The following is a 1,774-nucleotide window of genomic DNA, read 5'->3' as shown; positions in this document are numbered from 1 at the left end:
GGTCGGGGGCGAGGCGGAACAGCTCGGCGCGCAGGGGGGTTTCGGTCGCCAGGTCGAAGGGGTGTCGCGCCGCTGACTTCAGGGCCTCCGGCAGCTCCGTCGCGGTGATGCTGGTGGCGGGCAGCTCCACGCTCACGCTGTCGAGGACGTGCTGGTACGGAGTGCCGTCGGCCTCGGGGAACACCGTCCGCAGACTCTCGTGCCGGGCAACCACGTCACCGAGAGCGGCACGCAGCGCGTCACGGTCCAACTCACCACTCAGCGTCAGAGTCAGCGGGATGTTGTAGGTGGCGCTCGGCCCCTCCATCTTGTGCAGGAACCACAGCCGGCGCTGGGCGAACGACAGGGGCACAGCGTCGGGCAGTTGCTGTTGGGTCAGGGCGAGCCGTGCGGGCCCGGCGGTGTCGAGCCGGGCAGCGACCGCGCCTGCGGTCCGTGCCTCGAAGAGCGTGCGCAGGCCGACCTCGACGCTGAAGGCAGCCCGGATGCGGGCGATCAGACGGGTGGCCAGCAGCGAGTGCCCGCCCAGGTCGAAGAAGTCGTCGTCCACGCCGACGCGGGGCAACCCCAGAACCTGCGCGAACAGATCGCACACGATCTGCTCCTGCGGCGTGCGCGCCTCCCGTCCGGATCCGGTCGGTGCGAAGTCCGGCGCGGGCAAGGCGGCCCGGTCCAGCTTGCCGTTTGCCGTCAGCGGCAGGCTGTACAGGAGTGCGACGGCCGAGGGCACCATGTGTTCGGGCAGCCGCTCGCGCACGAACTCCCTTGCCTCCTCGGGCCGCAGGGCCCCCCGGGCCACGACATAGGCGACCAGCCGGGTCCTGCCGGGCTGGTCCTCGCGGGCGACTACGGCGGCCTGGGTGATGTGGGGGTGCTCGATGAGGACGTTCTCGATTTCTCCGGGTTCGATGCGGAAGCCGCGGATCTTGACCTGGTGGTCGGCGCGGCCGACGAACTCCAGCTCGCCGTCCTGGTTCCACCGCACGAGGTCACCGGTGCGGTACATCCGCCTACCGGGCTCAGGGGCGTACGGGTCCGCCACGAACCGCTCGGCCGTCATACCAGGCCTGCCCAAGTAGCCACGGGCGACACCGGCCCCCGCGATGTACAGCTCGCCCACCACACCGGGCGCCACCAACTCCAGACCCGAACCCAAAACGTAGGCCCGGATGTTGGCGATCGGCCGCCCGATCGGCGCGGTGGGCGGCCAGATGTCGGGGTCGTCGCTCAGGGTGTGGGCCGTGACCACATGGGTCTCGGTGGGGCCGTAGTGGTTGTGCAGCACGCGCTCTGGTGCCGAGGCGTGGAACTCGCGGACGACGCGGCTCAACGTCAGAGCCTCGCCGGCCTGCGCGATGGTCCGCAGCCGGGGCAGCGCGCGTCCCTGCTCGACGGCGGCCTCGGCGACGGCCTCCAGTACGAGGTTGGGCGCGAACAGTTCCTCCACTTCGTGCTCGTCCAGCCACTCGACGAACCGGGCCGCGTCCCGCCGGACGCCCTCGTCCGGGATCACCAGGGTCTTGCCGAACATCAGGGCCGATAGCATCTCCTGCGCGGAGACGTCGAAGCTGATGGCCGTGAACTGCGCAGTCCTCGTGCCGGGTTCGCCGCCGACCGCCTCGTGGTGCCACTCCAGCAGGTTCACCAGCGCACCCGCGGGCATGACGACGCCTTTGGGTCGGCCGGTGGACCCGGAGGTGTAGATGACGTACGCGGGATGATCGGGCGCGAGTGCGGTGACGGGGTTGTCCGCGGGCTGATCCGTCACGTCGAG

At 70.6% G+C, this 1,774-nt stretch carries 1 protein-coding gene; it reads right to left on the bottom strand.

What is annotated here, in order from left to right; all coding sequences use genetic code 11:
* Positions 1-1,774, bottom strand: a 1,774-nt coding sequence (locus tag ABTX78_RS36070) for a non-ribosomal peptide synthetase (RefSeq protein WP_352210978.1), incomplete at both ends; no start/stop codon positions are given.

This window comes from Streptomyces sp. NPDC096193, from assembly GCF_040302905.1.
Taxonomy (GTDB): Bacteria; Actinomycetota; Actinomycetes; order Streptomycetales; family Streptomycetaceae; genus Streptomyces.
Note: the sequence above shows the minus strand (reverse complement) of the source record. Positions and strands in the feature narration are given on the sequence as shown.